Origin of the sequence: Serratia sp. JSRIV006, assembly GCF_019968685.1 — a bacterium.
GTDB classification, from domain to species: Bacteria; Pseudomonadota; Gammaproteobacteria; order Enterobacterales; family Enterobacteriaceae; genus Chania; species Chania fonticola_B.
In genome coordinates this window covers 1222346-1242522 of record NZ_CP074137.1, presented here as the reverse complement: position 1 = coordinate 1242522, position 20177 = coordinate 1222346, and the positions used below count along the sequence as shown (strand labels likewise).

The window sequence follows — 20177 nt, the reverse complement described above, 5'->3', positions numbered from 1 at the left end:
GTCAGGTGACGCTGGCTTCAGCCTGAGCATTTTCCAGATGACATATTGTTGACTATTTTGATAGAGGTCAATTGATCAACCCGTTTAGTCGTGAAATGTCCCCTGCGACCAAGTTAAACTCAGCGAACCTGGCCGCTTTGTTATTCCTACCGCGTTCACCGTGGAGCACAAAATTGTTTAAATACCGGATCAATTGGCTAGCGCTGATCGCTGTCGTCGCCTTGCCCACCGCTGCCAATGCGGCCACACACGTGCAAGTGGGATTTTCGCCAGAGGGCTCGGCGCGGGCGTTGGTGCTGAATATTATCGGCCACGCACATCAGTCCATCCAAATGATCGCTTATTCTTTCCAGGCACCCGATATCACCCAGGCGCTGGTAGCGGCGCACAATCGTGGAGTGGAGGTGCGCGTGGTAGTCGATAAACGCCGGAATCAGGGCAAAGCCAGCCAGGCTGCAATTAACTACGCGGCCACTCACGGCATACAGATGCGCATCGATGGGCATTATCATATTCAGCACGACAAGACGATTATTGTCGATGGCAAGACGGTGGAAACCGGCTCGTTTAACTATGCTCCCTCAGCTGAAACACAAAATAGCGAAAACGTGGTAGTACTGCGCTATATGCCCGACGTTACCAGGCAGTTCATCGCACACTGGCAAAGCCGCTGGGATTTGGGCCTGCCTTACAAAGTGAGGCTTGAAGCCACGAAACTGCCATAATAAGTTCATCTGCAAGCGTTGCCACTTCGGGCAAGATACAAAAATTTCTGTTACGTCAGGATACTATTCTGCGCCCTGGTGAAGATGTATGCTCTGAACTCACCCACTGATAGTCAAAGCGGGCGCAGCATGCAGCGCCCCTACGGTCGAATATGTGAGACCCTACCATTCAGTTAAGGCTGGCATGCCTGGACCCGATTAACGCGCCCCAAAAACGCCATATTCCACGCTCGCCAGGTAAAAACAGAAGGCCTCTCTGACCATATCGATAAAACGGGGTTTAAGCTCAATGGTCTTGCCATCTTGCCTCAAGTTCAATAAATCTAACCGCTCGGCTGCCTGAAAACATCGCTTGATATGTGAGCGGGATACCGAAAACTCCGTCGATACTTTTAAGTAATTATATTGCACCGTTAACGTTCTTTGCCTGAGACTTTCCATATACAGGTGAAACATCATCATATGCCCCCCATCCTTGGTCAAAAATGCACGGCTATCTGGCACAACGTCATACACAAACATTTCTTTCCCTATGACTTGTATATAATTTTTGAAAAAATCCGCCATGAAATCATCGTGATCAAACCTCTGTGCAAGAGCGAACTCAGGGTAGATCATCGCGTAAGCCAGCAGCAGGGTATCAATCAACTCACGAACCTCATTTACCCCTTTGGCTGTCGGTTGGTAAGTTAATTTGCGTTTATCCTGTTCATCACGCCTGATCGCCAAGCGCCCTCCTACCTGCAAGAAAGAGATGAATGAATCCAAGGCATTAGCACTTAACAATTCATGGTTAATGCAAAGCTTCTTAACCCCTTTAAAAGAAGGGTTTTTAAAGGTGTAATAACCACCTAACATGGACCAAAAAATAATATTCCGATTGGCTTTAAACATCACTTTAAAATAGAGAGGATGAGTCATATAAATTTTATGAATCGCATTATAATAAATCTCCACTGCAGCATCCAAATCCTCACTTAGACCAATCTCACGCCTCCTACCATTGATTATTGAAACGACCACACAACAAACTCCACTCTCAGTTTATTTATCGCTAAAAATACGCAAAAAATCAAAAAACACATAACCTACCGATAATACAAAATAATGTCAATGATTGTAAAAATTATTAAAAATTATAACATAAAAAACAAACTAACAGATTGAATTAAAAGGGTTTAATAAATATTGCCACTATAATTATAATTCCTCTAATTTATAATTAATAATAATTATTACATATACCAAAATTAACAACAAAAATGGACAGTGAGTAATCCAGGATACTGTGTAAGTCTGCCTATCCTCAAGGGAAGACAAGCTAAAAAGGACACCTGGCTAATGATTTACGGTGTTTAAGAGATCTCACACCTGGCAACAAGATAAGGCGCTATGTGTGAGGTCTTTTATATAAGTAACCTCAAGGAAAGGTATAGCCGATTTATACCAAAGACAGCATGTAAATATGGAGATTAAAAATGACTATCAAGAAAACCCTGCTAGCCGCTACCGTATTAGCCTCTTTAGCGCTGAGCGGTACCGTTCTGGCTGAGGTTCCCCCTGGTTCCCAAGGCAATGGCCAGATCCTGTTCAAAGGTTCGGTGTTAAAAGCCCCTTGCGGTTTAGCTCCAGGTATTGATGGCGACAACCAATCGATCAACTTGGGACAGGTTGCCGACTCCCAGTTGACCACTATCGGTTACAGCACCCCTATCGAGTTTAAAATCAAACTTATCGGCTGCACATTTGATCCCAAGGCTGCCGCCGAAACCAAAGTCAACGTCCGCTTCGATGGCATGTCTGTCGGTGGTGCCAATGGTTTCCTGGGGGTCACCGGTGATGCCAAGGGTTTGGCCATCCGTCTGTTAGATGCCGCCAACAAGCAGGTTAAGATTGCGACAAAATCCGAGCCTTATAGCTTACGCACCGGAGACAACACCCTGCAATTCTCCGCTCAGGTCGTTGCCTTGGATGGGGAAGCGGTTATTGCCGGTCACTATGACGCATTGACCAGCTTCTCTCTGACCTATCTCTAAAACCCCCAAATCCAGTAGTAATTATCACCTAGCAGGTATGGCTTGGCCAAGCCTGCTACTTACCGACGTTCAGAAACTATTATCATGAACAATAAGAAAAATTACTCACCCGCTTCATCCCTATTGTTTTTTATCATTGTTGCACACTCAGCCTATGCAAAAAACAATGATATTGAGTTTGAGACCAGAGCCTTGGACATCCTCGATAAACAGAGTATCAGCTTGAGTAATTTTTCACGTCCTGATTATATTCCAGCGGGAAACTACCTGCTGTCGTTAAAGTTGAATAATAGAACTGTTGGCACCCTCCAGTTCCAGTTAATCGACATCGAGGGGGACAGCAAGGTTTGCTTTACCCCGGAACTGTTGCAGAAATTTGATTTAAAAAGTAGTGCCTTGCAGGGAATAATGGAACACCACGCACCAGGGGATAGCACCTGCATTATCGTTGAGGATTATGCAGGCAGCACGGTGAGAATCGATCGTAAAAAGAGCGAACTGCTGCTGACGATCCCGCAGGCAGCGTTAAAGTATAACGATCCCAACTGGATACCACCGGCGCAATGGGATGAAGGCATTCCCGGCATCCTGCTTGATTATAACGCCAGTGGCAACGTCTATCAGAATAAGCAGGGTTCAAACTACCTGTCATTATCTGGCTACGGGACTGCCGGTGTGAACTACGGTTCCTGGCGCCTGAGAAGTCACCATCAGGCATTTTTATATAAAGGCCGGCAGGGCGAAAAGCAATCGCGCTTCAGCACGCCAACGGCTTACCTGGCGCGCTCACTCAATGATGCCGGTGCTCATTTAACTCTCGGCAGAAACTTTCTTTCATCCGATGTTTTCGACGCCATTGACTATACCGGGGTTGCCATTGTCAGCGACGATCGCATGCTGCCACCGGCATTGCGTGGCTATGCGCCGGTCATCGAAGGAGTTGCCAACAGCAACGCCAAAATTATCATCACCCGGGGTGATAATAACGTTATCTATGAAAAGTTGGTGCCGCCCGGCAACTTTATCATCAACGATCTCACCGACATGACCTCTGGCGAGTTAAAAATAACCATCCGCGAGGAAAATGGTGAGGAGAGAACGTCAACCATTCAAACCTCCAACGTTCCTTTCCTGACGCGTTCCGGTCATGTCAGATATAAAGTCATGATGGGGCAATCAAATAACAATGGAAGTTTCAATCCGTATCTCGCCACCGGTGAAGCCTCTCTCGGCATCTTTTCAGGAACGTCACTGTTTGGCGGCTTTATCCTTACCGATAAACAGTACTACGCTATCAACGGGGGTATTGGTTACGATATGGGCATACTGGGTGCCCTATCCTTCGACTTGACCCACACCGATGCACAGCTGACAGACTCCCGCCCGCGGGGCCAAAGCTACCGTTTCAACTACTCGAAAATGTTCGACAGCATTGATAGCCAAATTACCTTTGCGGGCTACCGTTTCTCAGAGGAAAGCTTCCTGACGCTCAATGATTTTATCACACTGAAAACTAGCCCGGATTATATCAGCACCAGCAAGGAAAGTTACAATATCGTCGCCAGCAAGAGCTTTAGCGATCTCGGGTTCTCACTGAACGCCATTTATACCAAGCAAACCTACTGGCAGGACGTTTCCGACAGTAATACCTACGGGTTAAGCGTGTCAAAATCCTTTGACTTCGCCGGCCTGAAAAATATCAATACCTATCTCTCGGTAAACCGCACAGAGTATAAGAAAAGCTTTTATTCACAGAGCCAGAAAAACAACAACTCAATCTACCTGAGTTTTAATATCCCATTAGGTGCCAAAAGCTATATGAATACCGCTATGCGTACCAATAACGGTAAATTATCACCGAGCCTGTCCTATACCAATAATGTTGACCCCAATAATACCTGGTCCGTTGGCGCCAACGCCTATGAGGGCTTGCGGCAAGGTAAGATCAATGCCAACTCCTCGCAAAAAATGGCCAAGGTCGCCACCACCTTAAACGCATCGATGAGTGACGACGATTACTATCTGGGCGGCAGCATCAAGTCCGGGTTCACGACCACCGCTCATGGCACCGTTATGCACCGTGACGGCTACGCCGGAAACTCAAGATTGCTGCTCGACACTAAGGGTATTGCCGGTGTTTACGTTGGCAATGGAGACCGCAACGAGCCCACCAACGCCCAAGGCTTGGCCATCATCAACGACGTCCCGGAATATTACCGCACCGATTACTCGATTGATACTAAACGACTCCCCGATGATGTTGATGGTTCAGTCGCCAACATCCAAACGGTGCTAACCAAAGGGGCGATTGGCTATCGCAGACTCAAGGTTTACCGGGGGATCAAAGCCTTTATTCGGTTAACCGATCCCCAGGGCCGACCGATCCCGTTTGGCACCACCGTTGAAGACGCTGCTGAGAAGAGAAGCGTTGGCATGGTGGGTGAAAATGGCGAGGTCTATATTTCCGGAGTCAGCAGTGATTCCACCCTAAAAGCGATGGATGCGGCTGGCCGACACTGTTTCTTCAGCCTGCAGGGCCAGAATGTATCGCTGTCTTTCACCTCTTCTACGGTATGTAAAACCCAATAATCTCACAAGGATATTCCCATGTTCCCACAGGCTACCAAGCTATTTTTTATCCTGATGCTAGCAGGTTTTAGCGTCTCCCAGGCCAACGCGGCGATCTCTATTGATAGAACTCGCGTGATTATGATGGGTGATGAAAAATCGGCACCGGTTAATATTATTAACCACAGTAAAAAATTACCTTATCTGGCACAAAGCTGGCTAGAAAATGAAAATGAAGAAAAAATAAACTCCCCCCTTACCGTGCTGCCACCGCTACAACGGCTGGAACAAGACACTACAGTGCAGGTAAACATTACCCCGTTGCCGGCTGCGGCTCAATTACCTCAGGATAGAGAGTCATTGTTCTTCTATAACCTGCAGGAGATCCCACCAAAATCTGAAAAGAGCAACGTCGTGCAGTTAGCTTTACGGATTAAAATAAAGGTCTTCTACCGCCCTGCGAGCCTGAAAAAAATGGCCATGGAGGTTTGGCAAGAGAAGTTAGTGCTTACCCCCGTCAATAATGGCGTGAAGATCGTCAATCCTACGCCTTTTTATATCGTTATCCCGACCCTCAGCGTAGCGAGCAAACCGCTATCACTGGCGGATGAGGCTATAACGCTTAAGCCGCTGAGTGACGTCACTGTGCCAAACGCGCGGGTAAAAAACCAGGCCATCCAACTACAGTACATTAATGATTATGGCTCTTATAACGCAATAAATTATCATTGCACAGCGAGCCAGTGCGATGTGGTAAAAGACGATAAAAGTCGCCCTTGATATTGAGGCTATTATTATGATCAAGTTTATCCTGAGCTTCTGTATAGGGCTTTTCTCTGTTAACACCGCCTGGGCTGAGTCAGTTATTGCCTGCGATTGGACGCCAAGCCCTAGCCTCATTCCTGCCGTAAGCCTCGGTAGCCTGATCAAGGGAAGGATCCAAAGGGGCACTGAAGATATTAATTGTTATCAAGACGAAGAGGGTATTAAGCATTGTGACAAAAAAGATATCTGGAAAATTCCCAACGGCATCTACTCCACCAGCCAAACCGCCAGGGTAATCTGCATCAACTTTGGCGATAAAGCAGAGATGATCACCTATAAGTTTTCCAAGGCCAGCGATCTGGATATTCCCATCCCTGCCAATTCTAACGTATGGAAAAACCTGACCTTAACGATCTCCGGTGCCGGTTCGCAGAGAACCTTTAGCAATATTGAAAACATGGAACACGATAAGCAGTTTACCTGGAACGATACCACTTTGGCACCATGCCAAAAAACTTGCTGGGATCTGGAACTCGCCACACCACGCTATACCAAGAGTTTAACGTTTAATTTTCGCGTACAACCCAAAGTATTTAAAACCGATTATAACGTTAACCCTTTCTATGACCTGCAAGACTCGGTCGGCGCCCTGTGGATAATTTCTGGCTCGGATACCGATATGGCCTGGTCAACAACCAGCACCCCCTACTTGATTATCTGCGGCCTTAACGGAAATGACGGATCGACTTCCTGCGATACTAACAGCAGCATCGGTAGCGGAGGTGGGGGCGGTTCGATGAGACCACCGATCAAGCAGTGTACCTTGACCGTTGTCACCCCGGATGTGGTGGCATTCCAGCCGATCTCCTCTGACGATCTCAGCCGTGGCAGAGTCCGTAGTGAGGACTTCACCATGACCGTGATAAAAGGACCAGACCAATCCACCACCTGTATGGGTAGCGCCTATAATCTGCCCGGTGAAATCAAAACCCAAGGCGGTTACCCAATCAGCTCGACCTTTTGGGGGATTAGCCATAGCTCAGGAGCGCCACAGGGTATCGGCCTCAAGCTGTTTGATTTAGGTAAAGGTGCATACTTGAAATTCAACCAAAAATACTCCAGCTTTATTAGTGATATCAGCAGCATCAGCGAATCAAAAAGGATGCGGGCTGAAATATCCGCCACCACCAAGGATCTAAAAAAAATCAAGGATGGTGAATACAGCCAGGTGCTGACCTTCGAAGTTGCCATGCCGTGAATGTTATTGGGAAGGAAAGCAATGATGAACAGCAAATGTTTACTTCTATTTGCCGCAACACTGTTGCCCACCGCTGCTCATGCGGAAATCAAGGCGAGCAGTAGCACTCAGTTTGTGGGCAGGATTACTGTCGCCACCTGCAATATCGTGGTCGGTGATGATAATCAAACGATCAACATGGGCGAAATATCCAGCGCCGAGCTTGATGCCAAAGGGAAATCTACACCGGTGCCCTTCCTCATCAATTTATACGGCTGCGATACAGAAAATAAGAACGTCAAGATTGCGTTCGACAGAACGGGGACCGGCGCATCTGGCAGTTTGATTCCGGTTGATGGCATGAGTGGTATCGCGTTAGGGCTGCTGGACAGTGATGGCAGCCCGCTGTATTTTGGCAAAAAGAATAGCGGCCAAAAAATTAAAAAAGGCGATAACACCCTGCTTTTCTCGGCTTACATCGCTAAAACGGGGCCGATTAATTCAGGGTCATTTAGCCGCTTGCTGCACTATACGCTGTACTATGATTAACCTTATGTGTGCAGTCTTTACCTTGCTCAGTTGAGCTTGGGCCAATTCGCCTGCCAGGCTAAGATTGCCGACCAGGTCAGCCACAAAAAATCCGCAGTACCAGCACAAACAGCAGGGTTCATTCGCTTATTAATGAATCCTGCTAATTAACCCTAGCGAATTACTCCCTCTAATCAATTAAATCACGCCGAGTAAAACTTTTCACACACCACAGATCGGCCGATCGATACCGCGACCAGCGCTTTCTTCTCGCATCGCGATCCGGCCAGGGTGGAATAGCTAGCCAGCCGCAAACTCGACGTTTAACGATAAAATAGGAGGAACTCCCGAATGCAAACACGTTATCTCGGTAAGTCCGGGCTGGAAGTGTCAGCGCTCGGCCTGGGCTGCATGGGGTTGAGCTTCGGCAACGGATACGCGTCAGGCCGTTGAACTGATCCGCGCAGCCGTTGAGCGTGGCGGGCACCGTGATAGCAGGCTGCGCACCGCATGTTCGCCCGCCGCTTTGGTAAAAACTCTCTCCCTCGCCACGGCGAGAAAAACCTGTAGCTCATTGAAGTTTTCTTTCAGCATGCGTATTTCCTTGGTTGACGTAAACCTTGCCAGTTCGCACAGAACTTATGAAATGGGTTCATAGACACTACCATTTTAGCCCCGTTAACGACCAAGGTTGCTGATAAATCGCCAACAAAAATGTTCTCATACCGCCAGATTTTTTGGATGGTGCTATATTTTATGAACTGACCTCTCCCCACCGAGAGGATATATGAAAAGACATCCTTTTAGCATTGCCTTAGGTGTTTTATCTACCGACATGTCATTGTCGGCGTGCACTGCCAAAGTAGATGAAAAATATCACTATTCATAAATTATTATCCACTACAGTCAATGATAACCCACTACTACACGCCTAACAGACAAGGTGGCGCACCCCATAGCGCACGTACCTAATCCGTCGGGTGAGTTTACTTAGCCGAGGCCACCATGTTCTTAAATTACTTTGCGTTAGGCGTACTCATTGTTGTCTTCCTCGTTATTTTTTACGGGATCATTATTCTCCATGACATTCCTTATCTGATCGCAAAATCACGCAATCATCCGCATGCAGACGCGATCCATGTTGCGGGTTGGGTCAGTTTGTTTACTCTGCATGTGATGTGGCCTTTTTTATGGATATGGGCCACGTTGTATCGCCCAGAGCGCGGTTGGGGCATGCAAGGCCAGCAAGATCCCTTTGCCCGCTTAGAGCAAAGAATAACCGAGCTGGAACAGAGCATCTGCGAAACCAAAACACCTTCTGCGGAGTAACTCCATGGACTTGCTCATTATTCTTACCTATGTCGCGTTGGCCTATGGCATATTCAAAATATTTAAAATCCCGGTAAACAAATGGACGGTCCCCACCGCAGCATTGGGTGGCGTTGTTTTAGTCGGCGCCCTGATTTTATTAATGAATTATAACCACCCTTATACTTTTCAAGCACAAAAGGCCGTGGTTTCCATTCCCATTACTCCGCAAGTTACCGGCATTGTCAGTGAGGTCACTGATAAGCAGAATACCTTTATAAAAAAAGGGGACGTACTTTTTAAAATAGAGCCCACCCGATACCAGGCACGTGTCGATAGATTACAGGCCGATTTAATGACGGCAATCCATAGCATCCAGGTGCTCCAAGGGCAATTAGATGAAGCCGTCGCCCATACCTCGGGGGTGATTGCCGAACGCGATCGTTTATATAAAGACTACCAGCGCTATCTTAGAGGAAGCCGGGCCAGGGTAAACCCGTTCTCCGAAAGCGACATTGATAACGCCAGGCAAAATTTTCTGGCGCAGGATGCGCTGGTGAAAAGTTCATTGGCTGAACAGGCACAGATAAAAAGCCAGTTAAGCAGCGTCGTCAACGGAGAACAGTCGCAGATAGTCAGCCTCCGTGCCCAGTTAACAGAAGCCAAATACAATCTCGACCAAACCGTGGTTCGCGCCCCCAGTAATGGCTATGTAACCCAGGTGCTTATCCGCCCAGGAACCTACGCGGCAGCGCTGCCACTGCGCCCGGTGATGGTGTTTATCCCGCAGCAAAAACGGCAAATCGTCGCGCAATTCAGACAAAATTCGCTGTTACGCCTGAAATCGGGCGATCAAGCCGAGATCGTCTTCAATGCGCTACCTGGCCAGGTGTTTCAGGGGAGACTGACCAGCATACTTCCCGTCGTTCCCAGCGGGACGTACCAGGCGCAGGGAACCCTGCAATCATTGAGCATGATACCCGGCTCCGATGGCGTGCTGGCGGTGATTGAGTTAGAGCCGAATGCGGATGTTGATGCTTTGCCAGATGGGATATTTGCCCAGGTGGCGGTGTATTCCGACCACTTTACCCATGTTTCCGTAATGCGTAAGGTGCTGCTGCGCATGACAAGCTGGATGCACTATCTCTATCTTGATCATTGATCGTAACAACGCGGCCGGATGAATGGATAGCGATAGTCCAATTTATGACGCTGATCTGGCACATCATCTCGTAGAAAGACGATGGGCTTTGGGGAAGTCATTGTATCGACAAAGGCGTAAACTGATTTCCGGTAGACAAACGTGTATTTTTTGCCCCTGGGAGGCCTGATGCTTGATTCCTTTTACTGGATTAATGAACCTGAACAATGGCAGTGCGATCACGGTAAGTTAAGCGTTGTCACAAATGACAAAACCGACTTCTGGCAAAAAACCTGGTACGGGTTTGAGCGTTTTTCAGGGCACATCTTCGCCACCGACGTCAGTGAAGATTTCACTTTTCAGGTAAAGGTCTGCGCGGACTTCACCACGCTGTATGACCAGGCCGGGATCATGTTCATGACCGATGACCAGCACTGGCTTAAAGCCGGTATTGAGTTTAACGACGGTGCCCCCGCAATAGGCAGTGTGCTGACGCTGGAGAACTCAGACTGGGCAACCGGCACCTTTGCGGGGGATCCACGTGAGTTCTGGCTTCGCTTGACCCGCAAAGGCAACAGCCTGCGATTACAGTACTCAATGGAGGGTCATCACTGGCCGCTGCTACGCTTATGTTACTTTCCGCAAGGCGCAGCGAAAATCGGTGTGATGTGCTGCACGCCTGAACGTCGTGGGTTATCGGTGGACTTCCTGAATATCACGCTGACTCCACCGGTGGATAAAGCCTTGCATGACCTGAGTTAATCGTTCGAGTCTATGCGATTCAGTATGCTGGACCGCCTTCACTGCCCGCGCGACAACATTAACGCTGATGTATCAAAGATCACACTTTTCAGTGCCAGCTTATTCCCATACAAATAATGTGTGTTACTATTCCCGCCGTAAAACCCTTTCAACTCATACCGAGGCTTTGATGCTGGAGAATGTAATCATCCGATAATCAGCTGCCCGACCTTTCCGGGCCGGACTGATTATCAATGCGCCGAAATCGAATGCGGACACCGCTGGGTGTTTGCACGTTTTGCACATGATGATTAACAGGTTTTTCAGCATGAATTTATCCCGTCAGGAACAACGTACCTTACACGTTCTCGCCAAAGGTGGACGTATTGCGCACGTCCGAGATGCCTCCGGCCGCGTCACTTCCGTTGAATGTTACAGCCGCGAAGGGCTGTTGCTCAGCGACTGCACGCTAGCCGTATTCAAAAAACTCAAAACCAAAAAGCTGATCAAGTCCGTCAATGGTCAGCCATATCGCATCAATACCAGCGGGCTGAACAATGTTCGCGCCCAGTTGGACAACCGCTAAGGAGAGTGTCATGGATATCCCACGTATTTTCACTATCAGCGAAAGTGCTCACCGCATCCATAATCCGTTCACACCCGAGAAGTACGCGACTCTCGGCGCGGTGTTACGTATGGAACCAGGTACGCGAGTGCTCGACCTCGGCAGCGGTTCGGGGGAGATGCTCTGCACCTGGGCACGCGATTACAACATCACCGGTACGGGTATCGACATGAGCCCGTTATTCAGTGCACAAGCCAGGCTGCGAGCAGAGGAGCTCGGTGTCGCCGAACGCGTTGAGTTTATCCATAACGACGCTGCCGGTTACGTAGCCGATGAAAAATGTGAAGTAGCGGCCTGCGTCGGTGCCACCTGGATAGCCGGAGGCGTCTCCGGGACTATCGAACTGCTGAGTAAAAGCCTCAAGCCTGGCGGGATCATCCTTATCGGTGAACCTTATTGGCGTCTGTTGCCACCGACGGAAGAGATCGCCAAAGAGTGTGGCGCTACTGCCCTCGCCGACTTTCTCCCCCTGGCAGAGCTTGTCACCTCTTTTGACACGCTCGGTTACGACGTCGTAGAAATGGTGTTGGCAGATCAGGAAGGTTGGGACAGGTACGTAGCGGCCATGTGGCTGACGATGCGCCGATGGTTGGAGGCAAACCCCGATGATGAGCTCGCAGAAGAAGTTCGGACGCAGTTGACGACCGCGCCTAAACGCCACGTGGCGTACACGCGTGAATACCTTGGCTGGGGAGTTTTTGCGTTGATGGCTCGATGATCAAAAGCTGCGAGTGAGCCAATAGCCAGAAACAATAAGGGCGCAGTATCTACACACTGCGCCCTTTAGCATCATTTAAACCTGAACCTAGCTGCGCACCAAATCGTCGCCGTAGCCAATCCACTTATAGGTGGTCAGCGCATCCAGCCCCATCGGGCCGCGGGCGTGTAGTTTCTGGGTGCTGACCGCAACTTCTGCGCCCAAACCAAACTGGCCGCCGTCGGTAAAGCGGGTGCTGGCGTTGACGTATACCGCAGAAGAATCCACCGCACGGACAAAATACTCGGCGTTGCTCAGCGAGCGCGTCAAAATGGCATCGGAATGGCTGGTGCCGTGGGTGCGAATATGATCGATGGCCTGATCGATATCATCCACCAGCGTCACGTTCAAATCCAACGATAGCCATTCGTCATCGTAATCTTCTGTGGCCACTGCAACCACCTTCGCTGGCCCTTCCTGCAACAACGACATGGCGTTATCGCTGGCGTGCAACGTTACCCCAACGGCGGCCATACGCGCGCTCAACGCAGGCAGGAAGCTGTTAGCGATAGTCCGATTAACCAGCAGGGTTTCGACCGAGTTACAGGCGCTTGGCCGCTGTATCTTGGCGTTTTCGATGACCGTCAGCGCCTTGTCGTAGTCTACGCTGTCGTCTACATAGATATGGCACACGCCGATACCGCCGGTGATCACCGGAATGGTCGATTGCTCGCGGCACAGCTTATGCAGCCCGGCACCGCCGCGTGGGATCAGCATGTCTACATAGCGATCCATTCGCAGCAGTTCATTCACCAGTTCACGATCCGGGCTTTCGATCGCCTGCACCGCCGCCGCTGGCAGGCCGCACTGTTCCAGCGCCTGCTGGATCACTTTCACCGTCGCCTGATTGGTGTGGTGAGTTTCTTTACCGCCGCGCAAGATCACCGCATTACCGGTTTTCAAGCACAGGCTGGCGACGTCAATGGTGACGTTGGGGCGCGCTTCATAGATCACGCCAATCACCCCGAGCGGCACACGACGGCGCTCCAGCTTCAGGCCGCTGTCCAGCAGATTGCCGTCCAGCACGTGGCCAACCGGATCGCTCAGGCGGCAGACCTGGCGCACATCGTTGGCGATCGCCGCCAGACGCGCTGGAGTCAACAACAGACGATCCAACAGGGCTTCAGTCATCCCGGTGGCACGCGCCTGCGCCATATCCTGCTCATTCGCCTGTAGAATTTCCTCGCTGCGGGCTTCCAACATGTCGGCCATCACCGCCAACACCTGGTTCTTTTTCGCCGTGCTCAGTACCGCCAACTGCCAGGAAGCCTGTTTGGCGGCTTTCCCCATCTGCTCGAGCATGTTCACTCCTTAACTTACGATCATATCGTCGCGATGCACGGCCACCGGGCCATATTCATAGCCCAGGATTTCGCTGATTTGCTGCGAGTGGTGCCCGGCAATCATGCGCATGGCATCGCTGTTATAACGGCTGACGCCATGAGCCAGATCGCGCCCCGCCAGATTGCGGATGCGGATCACCTCACCACGTGAGAAATCACCTTTAACATCGCGGATACCCTTCGGCAGCAGTGAACTGCCACGGGCCATCATGGCTTCTACCGCCCCATCGTCAACGGTGATCTCACCCGCAGGCGGTGCACCAAAGATCCAGCGTTTACGGTTCTCCAACGGGGTTTCCAGCGCATGGAAGCGGGTGCCCACCGGGTTGCCTTCAATCACATCTGCCACTACGCCCGGCTTGCTACCAGCAGCGATAATCACATCAATGCCAGCACGGCAGGCCACATCGGCGGCCTGTAGCTTGGTACCCATGCCGCCGGTACCCAAACCGGAAACGCTGTCGCCCGCAATGGCTCTCAGCGCATCGTCAACGCCATGCACTTCACGGATCAGCTCAGCTTCCGGGTTATTACGCGGGTCAGCGGTATATAAGCCCTGCTGATCGGTCAGCAGCAGCAGTTTATCCGCCCCGGCCAAAATGGCAGCCAGTGCAGACAGGTTATCGTTGTCGCCGACTTTGATTTCTGCGGTGGCAACCGCGTCGTTCTCATTAATCACCGGGACAATGCGGTTGTCCAGCAGCGCGGTCATGGTGTCACGCGCGTTGAGGAAGCGCTCGCGGTCTTCCAGATCGGCACGTGTCAGCAGCATCTGCCCGATATGAATGCCATAGATCGAGAAAAGTTGTTCCCACAGCTGGATCAGCCGGCTTTGCCCCACCGCCGCCAGCAACTGCTTGGAAGCGATGGTAGCGGGCAATTCGGGGTAGCCCAGGTGTTCACGCCCGGCAGCAATCGCCCCGGAAGTAACAATAACAATGCGGTGGCCCGCTGCATGTTGCTGGGCGCATTGGCGCACCAGTTCGACAATATGGGCACGGTTCAGACGCAGCGAACCGCCGGTCAACACGCTGGTACCCAATTTCACAACCAATGTCTGGCTGCCGTTCATAATAGTTCTGCCGTTGGAGTTAAAAGGAATGCATGACGTTGTAACAGGAGAGACGCGTTATGCCAACAGGCACAACGCGATTTCGGCGTAAATTTGCGGGGGAATTGATTTAGGCGGAGAGTTTTATCGGCTGTTCAATGAAATCATCGGCGGGTTCAAGCTTCAGCTCCATGGTGGCAAGCAGTTCACCCAGGCGACGATGGAACACGCGCAGCGTGGTTTCCAGCTTCTCTTTCACTTCAGCGTCTTTAATCTTTTCCTCGTTCCAACGCCCTTCCTTGTCAAACAGACCAAAGTGGTAGCTATAGGTGAAACGGGAATTATCGGCCTGCAGTTCGATCCACCAGCCCCAGAACTCGCGTTTTTCCGGTACTGGCTTGACGTTGACGCAGACCGCCAGGCAGTCAAAGAAAAAGCGGTCGTTCTCACATTGCCCTTCGCGCAGGTACGGCCCCAGGCTGGCAAAGCGTTTCATTAGTCGGCTTTTAGGGTGGCCACTCGGTAGCGTCATTTTTCAACCTCCACAATGTAGTCCACCCTTTTTAACAAACTGTTAAAAATTAGCAACTAGTTAGCGCATTTTATCTCTTAGCCAATCACAAATTTGCAGTAAGGATTGATGGAAACTCTGATAAACCGGCGTACGCGGGATGGCGATCAGTTTGCCGCTCAGCGAAGAAGACGCGATCAGCTGCGACTCTTCTTTGGGGCTAAGCGGATCCTCATCCCAATAGGCGGCCAGCATCGGCGTTGGGCAGCGGCGGCCCAACAGCCCCTGGGTTTTCAGGGAATAACGGTTCAACTCGGTTTTCAGCACGCTGTCAGAAGCGTTGGCCATACCCATGCGGCTAGCCAGCACGTCCATATACATATCCGGCACGTGGTCCTGGCATTTCAACTCACACAGCAGGCTATGCACCACCGGCCCAACGCAGGCCACACCGCGCAAACGCTGCGACTCCAGATAGGCCAGGCGTACCGCCACGTTGGCACCAAAGCGGAAGCCGAAGGCGCTGACACGCGTATGGTCAACCCAAGGCACGGAAGGCAGTTGAGCCAACACCTGCTGATGCAGGAAGCTGGAGTCTTGCGTCAGCTTCCACTTATAGGATGAACCGATGGACGGCATATCGATGGTCAGCATCGCAATGCCGTGCGGCGCCAGATAATCACGGAACAGGCGGTGGTAATCGGTCTGCAAGGTATCCAGGCTACCGCACATCAGTACCGTTGGATACGGCGCCTGGCCGTTATCTGGCATATGCAGGAAGCCGGTGATGGAACTGCCGCCCTCAATGGCGAACTCCAGCTCTTTTAGCTGGTACGGCAGCAGCAATGCGGCTTCTTCATAGGCGCGATTGGAGAGCACCTCTGCCTGTTCGGCCAGCTCATCCCCTTTCAGATGCGGATAACCGGCAATGCTGTAGAGATTGGCGGCATTGAGCCAATACTGCCCGCCGACCAGCGGATCTTGTTGCTCTAATGCCCGCTGCTGCCACAGCATCCCCTGGCGCACCCATTCGTAGATCCAGTTGCCGTTTCGGTAACCGACCACGGTATCCAGCAGGTGATCGTCGCTATGCTCTGCGTTAGAGGCCGCAATGCGCGCCAACACTTCGCTGATCTCCAACGGATCGGTGCCGCGCCAGGTCCACAGCAGATGGTTGAGCATGCGATACCAGTTGCCATCGGTGTCCCCCTCCAAGGCGGAGTGCATATCAGCACCTACCGCATGATGGGCACGGGTGACTAACGTCGAGGTTTCGACATGTTTAAATGAAGGTTTGAACAGTACTTCGGAAAGGTTGGCCTGTGCCATGGTAACAACAGCCTCCTGAGACTTACATCAAGGCTTGAATAGCCGGGATATCTAGGTGCTAGTGTACCTAACTCTGGAGGTAGAAGGCGGGGAATTTACCGAATTTGACGAAACCGCTGGATAAACAACAACGCCCGGTATTGCCGGGCGTTTGAAGCAGAAGCTGATTAACGGCCGCCGATTGGTGGCACGAAGGTCACCGCCATATCCCAAGGCTGCTCGATCCAGGTGTCCTGCGGGATATCAACCACGTAATCGTCAACCAGCGGGCGGCCAGCAGGCTTGGCGAAGATGGTCACGAAATGGGCTTTCGGGTACATGTCGCGGATCGCTTTGGCGGTGCCGCCGGTATCCACTAAATCGTCAACTACGATAAAGCCTTCACCATCGCCCTCGGCGCGCTTGAGCACCTTCATTTCGCGTTGGTTGTCATGGTCATAGCTGGAGATGCAGACGGTATCCACATAACGGATGCTCAACTCACGTGCCAGCAGTGAAGCAGGCACCAGGCCGCCACGGCTTACGGCAATGATGCCTTTCCATTGATCGGCAGGCAGCAGGCGGTGAGCCAGTTTGCGCGCTTGCATTTGCAACATATCCCAGGTAACAACGTATTTTTCGCTCATAGAATGGTGTCCCAGCCAGCAATGATGTGGCTTACTCAGTAGTTCAGGGGGAAAAAAGGTTGCGCGAGATTATAGAGACTGCGCGCCACGAATACCAGTTGAACCGAGGCGTTGATGCGTTTTTCCTGTGAATATCCTTGTGACGAGCCGCGTGGCTTATCGGCGCAACCGCCCGTAAAACGGGGAACCCAAGCCGATAAACAGCGTCATACGGGGCGCGCACAGCCGCGAATAAAATGATATTCTCAGGCTCACGTGCCTGAAGCACAGATAGCTACTCACCCTAACCGCACAGCATTCACTCCTTGCTGAAAATGCTGTCACAGGAGACTTATAGTGTCTGAATTGTCTCAACTTTCGCCACAGCCGCTGTGGGATATTTTTGCCAAGATCTGCTCAATCCCACACCCTTCTTACCATGAAGAAGCGTTAGCGCAGCACATCCTCGACTGGGCCAAAGAAAAGAACCTGCATGCCGAGCGCGACCAGGTCGGCAATATTCTGCTGCGCAAGCCTGCCACCAAAGGCATGGAAAACCGCAAGCCGGTAGCGCTGCAAGCGCATCTGGATATGGTGCCGCAGAAGAACAACGATACGGTTCACGATTTCACCAAAGACCCGATCCAGCCTTATATCGACGGCGAATGGATCAAGGCTCGTGGTACCACGCTGGGTGCCGATAACGGCATCGGTATGGCGTCTGCGCTGGCGGTGCTGGCCGATGACAGCGTAGAGCATGGCCCACTGGAAGTCCTGCTGACCATGACGGAAGAAGCCGGTATGGACGGTGCCTTTGGCCTGCAGCCAAACTGGTTACAAGCCGACATCCTGATCAACACCGACTCCGAAGAAGAAGGCGAAATCTACATGGGCTGCGCCGGGGGGATTGATTTCATCACCACCCTGCCGCTGCAACGTGAAGCACTGCCAGCCGGTTACCAAACGCTGAAGCTGACCCTGAAAGGGTTGAAAGGCGGCCACTCCGGTGCCGATATCCATCACGGTCTGGGCAACGCCAACAAGCTGCTGGCCCGTTTCCTGTTTGCCCATACGCCTGAGCTGAACCTGCGTCTGCTGGAGCTGAACGGCGGTACGCTGCGTAATGCCATCCCACGTGAAGCCTCTGCCGTAGTAGCCGTTCCGGCTGCCAAAGCGGATGCGCTGAAAGCCCTGAGCCAGCAATTCCTGGCTACGCTGCAAAACGAACTGTCTGCCAAAGAGAAGAATATTACCGTTCTGCTCGAGCCAGCCACCACCGCTTTGCAGGCACTCACCACAGACTGTCAGAGCCGCTTGGTGGCACTGCTCAACGGCACCCCTAACGGCGTGATCCGCATGAGCGACGAAGTGAAAGGCGTGGTAGAAACTTCGCTGAACGTTGGCGTGGTGACCACCAGCGAGCATGAAGCCGAAATCATTTGCCTGATCCGCTCCCTGATCGACAGCGGTAAAGACTATGTGGTGGATATGCTGACCGCCTTGGGCCAACTGGCCAACGCCAAAGTGGCCCCGAAAGGCGGCTATCCGGGCTGGCAGCCAGATGCCAAATCTCCGGTGATGCAACTGGTACGCGAAACCTACCAGAAGCTGTTCAACAAGACGCCAAACATCATGGTGATCCACGCCGGGCTGGAGTGTGGTTTGTTCAAGAAGCCTTACCCACAGATGGATATGGTGTCGATTGGGCCGACCATCACCGGGCCGCACTCACCGGATGAGCAGGTGCATATCGCCAGCGTTGGCCAATACTGGACGCTGCTGACCGCCTTGCTGAAAGCGATTCCTGAGCGCGGATAAGATATTGGGCCCAGTTTAACGCTGGGCCCAATAACTCAGTTGAAAAAACTATCGGCCCTACCTGTCAGGATTGCGTTTCCTTGTTAGCCAGATTGCCGCTAATTTCATTCATCTGCGACTGTATCAGCGCTGCGCTAACCGGTGGCAGCAGGAAAGCAAACAGGATTATCAGCCAGGTCTTATACCTTGCTTGTTGCCCATGGCTTTCAATTATCGCCCGAAGAGTATCGTTTAGCGTGGAGAAAATTGCTGGCGTGACAATAGGCACAACAAAAGCCGACCACCCAGCCCCTCTAGGGGTTAGTAGTGTCGCAGATTGGCTATAGTTTCTGATTTCCGCATGTATTTTTACCAACCAATAAATATTGTAAAACGGCACAAAATACAGCAGGAAGGTCATTCCAGGTTCGCGGTATGTCGGCGTAAGAGGAGCAGCCTGCCGTACCGGCGGCGCCACATTAAATAACTGTGGTTTCATCGGCATCAACAACAATGTGCCAATGATCGCCGGTGTCGCTAATACTGCAAAAAAGTATGTTGGATTGCCAAGCAACAGATCCATATCAAAAACCCATCCTGCCAGAGGCGCAATGGATAAATTATTCAACAACTTCAATGTTGCCATCAACCCAAATGCCAAGACATAAGTTTCTGTACTGCCGACTGCACCAGCAATAAATGCAGGGATGATCAGTATGATAGCCCCTATCCCCAGCCCTATCAGCATCTCTCCGGCCATCAGCGCAACAACGTTTTCCACATTGAAACAGAATAATGCTATACCCAGTAAATAGAAGGCACTAAACAGGTACAGTAAATAGTAGCTTTTCATCCGGCTGGCTATCCAGGCCAGAATCACACCAAATAAAAAACCGGCCTGTTGGAATGAAAATGCGACGCCAATCGTTGAATAGGACAAACCTGAACTTTGCTTCATATAAAGCGCCGAATATATGCTCAAGATATATTGACTCGAAGCAATAAAAACAAAATAAAAAACCAGCCCCCAAAATCGATAGCTACTGTGTAAATCGGCCCACGTCCATTTTGTTGCGGACGCCTGGTGAGTCTTTTCCATTGTTCCTGCTT

The 20177-nt window shown here is 51.1% G+C and carries 19 protein-coding genes and 2 pseudogenes; 13 read left to right on the top strand and 8 right to left on the bottom strand.

The window, feature by feature from the left end:
• The first annotated feature begins 173 nt into the window (after nt 1-173).
• Nucleotides 174-725, top strand: a complete 552-nt coding sequence (locus KGP16_RS05600) for a phospholipase D family protein (protein WP_371822671.1) — start codon at nt 174-176, stop codon at nt 723-725.
• A gap of 198 nt (nt 726-923) precedes the next feature.
• Here KGP16_RS05600 and KGP16_RS05595 read toward each other — a convergent pair whose 3' ends face one another.
• On the bottom strand, nt 924-1748 hold the full coding sequence (locus KGP16_RS05595; protein WP_021805571.1) for a hypothetical protein: 825 nt from the start codon (nt 1746-1748) through the stop codon (nt 924-926).
• Nucleotides 1749-2203: 455 nt separating this feature from the next.
• Between KGP16_RS05595 and KGP16_RS05590 the strand changes: the two genes are divergently transcribed.
• The 6 genes and pseudogenes from KGP16_RS05590 to KGP16_RS05565 all read left to right on the top strand — a co-directional run.
• Nucleotides 2204-2761 carry a fimbrial protein gene (locus KGP16_RS05590; RefSeq protein WP_115158575.1) on the top strand — a complete coding sequence of 186 codons (558 nt, stop codon included), beginning with the start codon at nt 2204-2206 and terminating at the stop codon, nt 2759-2761.
• Nucleotides 2762-2983: 222 nt separating this feature from the next.
• Nucleotides 2984-5350 (top strand): fimbria/pilus outer membrane usher protein, encoded by a 2367-nt coding sequence (locus tag KGP16_RS05585; RefSeq protein ID WP_245398322.1) that lies wholly within the window; start codon nt 2984-2986, stop codon nt 5348-5350.
• 18 nt (nt 5351-5368) lie between these two features.
• Nucleotides 5369-6109 (top strand): fimbria/pilus periplasmic chaperone, encoded by a 741-nt coding sequence (locus KGP16_RS05580; RefSeq protein ID WP_094983031.1) that lies wholly within the window; start codon nt 5369-5371, stop codon nt 6107-6109.
• A gap of 16 nt (nt 6110-6125) precedes the next feature.
• Nucleotides 6126-7352, top strand: a complete 1227-nt coding sequence (locus KGP16_RS05575; RefSeq protein ID WP_223500937.1) for a hypothetical protein — start codon at nt 6126-6128, stop codon at nt 7350-7352.
• Between the two features lie 21 nt (nt 7353-7373).
• On the top strand, nt 7374-7880 hold the full coding sequence (locus tag KGP16_RS05570; RefSeq protein ID WP_179249113.1) for a fimbrial protein: 507 nt from the start codon (nt 7374-7376) through the stop codon (nt 7878-7880).
• 330 nt (nt 7881-8210) lie between these two features.
• Nucleotides 8211-8340 (top strand): annotated as a pseudogene (locus tag KGP16_RS05565) (aldo/keto reductase); the annotation flags it as partial.
• A gap of 5 nt (nt 8341-8345) precedes the next feature.
• On the opposite strand, the pseudogene KGP16_RS05560 reads toward KGP16_RS05565, so the two are convergent.
• Nucleotides 8346-8453 (bottom strand): annotated as a pseudogene (locus tag KGP16_RS05560) (LysR family transcriptional regulator); the annotation flags it as partial.
• A 411-nt stretch (nt 8454-8864) separates the two neighbouring features.
• On the opposite strand from KGP16_RS05560, the gene KGP16_RS05555 reads away from it, so the two are divergent.
• The 5 genes from KGP16_RS05555 to KGP16_RS05535 all read left to right on the top strand — a co-directional run bounded on the left by KGP16_RS05555 (nt 8865) and on the right by KGP16_RS05535 (nt 12392).
• Nucleotides 8865-9188 carry a DUF3302 domain-containing protein gene (locus KGP16_RS05555; protein WP_021805578.1) on the top strand — a complete coding sequence of 108 codons (324 nt, stop codon included), beginning with the start codon at nt 8865-8867 and terminating at the stop codon, nt 9186-9188.
• A gap of 4 nt (nt 9189-9192) precedes the next feature.
• Nucleotides 9193-10329 carry an HlyD family secretion protein gene (locus tag KGP16_RS05550; RefSeq protein ID WP_021805579.1) on the top strand — a complete coding sequence of 379 codons (1137 nt, stop codon included), beginning with the start codon at nt 9193-9195 and terminating at the stop codon, nt 10327-10329.
• Nucleotides 10330-10497: 168 nt separating this feature from the next.
• The gene (locus tag KGP16_RS05545; protein ID WP_094983028.1) at nt 10498-11070 is read left to right on the top strand and encodes a DUF1349 domain-containing protein; all 573 of its coding nucleotides are present in this window, start codon (nt 10498-10500) and stop codon (nt 11068-11070) included.
• Between the two features lie 307 nt (nt 11071-11377).
• Nucleotides 11378-11635 (top strand): YjhX family toxin, encoded by a 258-nt coding sequence (locus tag KGP16_RS05540; protein WP_021805582.1) that lies wholly within the window; start codon nt 11378-11380, stop codon nt 11633-11635.
• Nucleotides 11636-11645: 10 nt separating this feature from the next.
• Nucleotides 11646-12392 (top strand): cyclopropane-fatty-acyl-phospholipid synthase family protein, encoded by a 747-nt coding sequence (locus KGP16_RS05535; protein WP_223500936.1) that lies wholly within the window; start codon nt 11646-11648, stop codon nt 12390-12392.
• An 87-nt stretch (nt 12393-12479) separates the two neighbouring features.
• Here the strand turns inward: KGP16_RS05535 and proA are convergent, their stop codons facing one another.
• The 5 genes from proA to gpt form a co-directional block, all read right to left on the bottom strand.
• Nucleotides 12480-13733 carry a glutamate-5-semialdehyde dehydrogenase gene (gene proA / locus KGP16_RS05530; RefSeq protein ID WP_179253320.1) on the bottom strand — a complete coding sequence of 418 codons (1254 nt, stop codon included), beginning with the start codon at nt 13731-13733 and terminating at the stop codon, nt 12480-12482.
• Between the two features lie 9 nt (nt 13734-13742).
• Nucleotides 13743-14846, bottom strand: coding sequence for a glutamate 5-kinase (gene proB / locus KGP16_RS05525; protein ID WP_024483654.1), 1104 nt, complete (start codon nt 14844-14846; stop codon nt 13743-13745).
• Between the two features lie 109 nt (nt 14847-14955).
• Nucleotides 14956-15357 (bottom strand): sigma factor-binding protein Crl, encoded by a 402-nt coding sequence (gene crl, locus KGP16_RS05520; RefSeq protein WP_021805586.1) that lies wholly within the window; start codon nt 15355-15357, stop codon nt 14956-14958.
• A gap of 60 nt (nt 15358-15417) precedes the next feature.
• On the bottom strand, nt 15418-16665 hold the full coding sequence (frsA, locus tag KGP16_RS05515) for an esterase FrsA (RefSeq protein ID WP_021805587.1): 1248 nt from the start codon (nt 16663-16665) through the stop codon (nt 15418-15420).
• A 167-nt stretch (nt 16666-16832) separates the two neighbouring features.
• Nucleotides 16833-17291 (bottom strand): xanthine phosphoribosyltransferase, encoded by a 459-nt coding sequence (gpt, locus tag KGP16_RS05510; protein WP_021805588.1) that lies wholly within the window; start codon nt 17289-17291, stop codon nt 16833-16835.
• A 336-nt stretch (nt 17292-17627) separates the two neighbouring features.
• On the opposite strand from gpt, the gene pepD reads away from it, so the two are divergent.
• The gene (gene pepD / locus KGP16_RS05505) at nt 17628-19088 is read left to right on the top strand and encodes a beta-Ala-His dipeptidase (protein WP_021805589.1); all 1461 of its coding nucleotides are present in this window, start codon (nt 17628-17630) and stop codon (nt 19086-19088) included.
• A 64-nt stretch (nt 19089-19152) separates the two neighbouring features.
• On the opposite strand, the gene KGP16_RS05500 is transcribed toward pepD, so the two are convergent.
• Nucleotides 19153-20166: a hypothetical protein gene (locus KGP16_RS05500; protein ID WP_223500934.1), complete on the bottom strand. Its 1014-nt coding sequence runs from the start codon at nt 20164-20166 to the stop codon at nt 19153-19155.
• Nucleotides 20167-20177: the final 11 nt, after the last annotated feature.